Genomic DNA, 672 nt, shown 5'->3' with positions numbered 1-672 from the left:
GGTTGTCACACCCTGCAATCTGCCATGGGGCTCGGACACTGCCCGGCGGCGAGGCCCTCACGGGCCTCCCGGGAGAGGAGCACACCCTGAACAAACGGAGTTTCGGCATGGATGAGAACAGCTGGTTCGAGGTCGAGGACCCGGCGGAGTACGGCGAGGAGCCCTGGGACTTCGACGAGGAGGAACTCGCCTTCCTCGCGGCCCTGCGGGCCCGGACCGCCCACTGGCCGAGAATCAGTCCGTGGTCCTCGTCGAGAAGAGAGACATGGACGAGGAGGGACGTCCCGTCCTCGGACCGTCCCCCATGGCTGGACGCCCAGGGCGCGCGCCAGTGGGCGGCGCACTTCTCCGGCGGCGAGGTGCGGGCGGGGAAGGTCCGCGACCAGCTCTTCCATCTCCACGAGTCGCCCGGCCACGGCTTCTTCCAAGCCTCGGGCAGCAGCGAGGAGCTTGCCGAGCGGTGCGCCGACTGGTTCGAACGCCTTCTGAGCCSYCCGGATCGWTCGCGACGTGCTGCGTGTCGGGTACCCCCACTCCGGACGAGGAGCGTCGGCCTCCTGCACACCGGTGCGCGGTGACGAAGGGTGCGGTGCACGGCCCGCCACTCCGGACGAGGAGCGTCGGCCTCCTGCACACCGGTGCGCGGTGACGAAGGGTGCGGTGCACGGCCCG

General features: G+C 70.4%; 1 protein-coding gene. It reads left to right on the top strand.

From position 1 onward, the window contains the following. The first annotated feature begins 107 nt into the window (after positions 1-107). Positions 108-578 carry a hypothetical protein gene (locus EAO77_RS36735; RefSeq protein ID WP_147992611.1) on the top strand — a complete coding sequence of 157 codons (471 nt, stop codon included), beginning with the start codon at positions 108-110 and terminating at the stop codon, positions 576-578. The last annotated feature ends 94 nt before the right edge of the window (positions 579-672 follow it).

It is taken from the genome of Streptomyces sp. T39, assembly GCF_008042045.1.
GTDB lineage: Bacteria > Actinomycetota > Actinomycetes > Streptomycetales > Streptomycetaceae > Streptomyces.
Note: the sequence above shows the minus strand (reverse complement) of the source record. Positions and strands in the feature narration are given on the sequence as shown.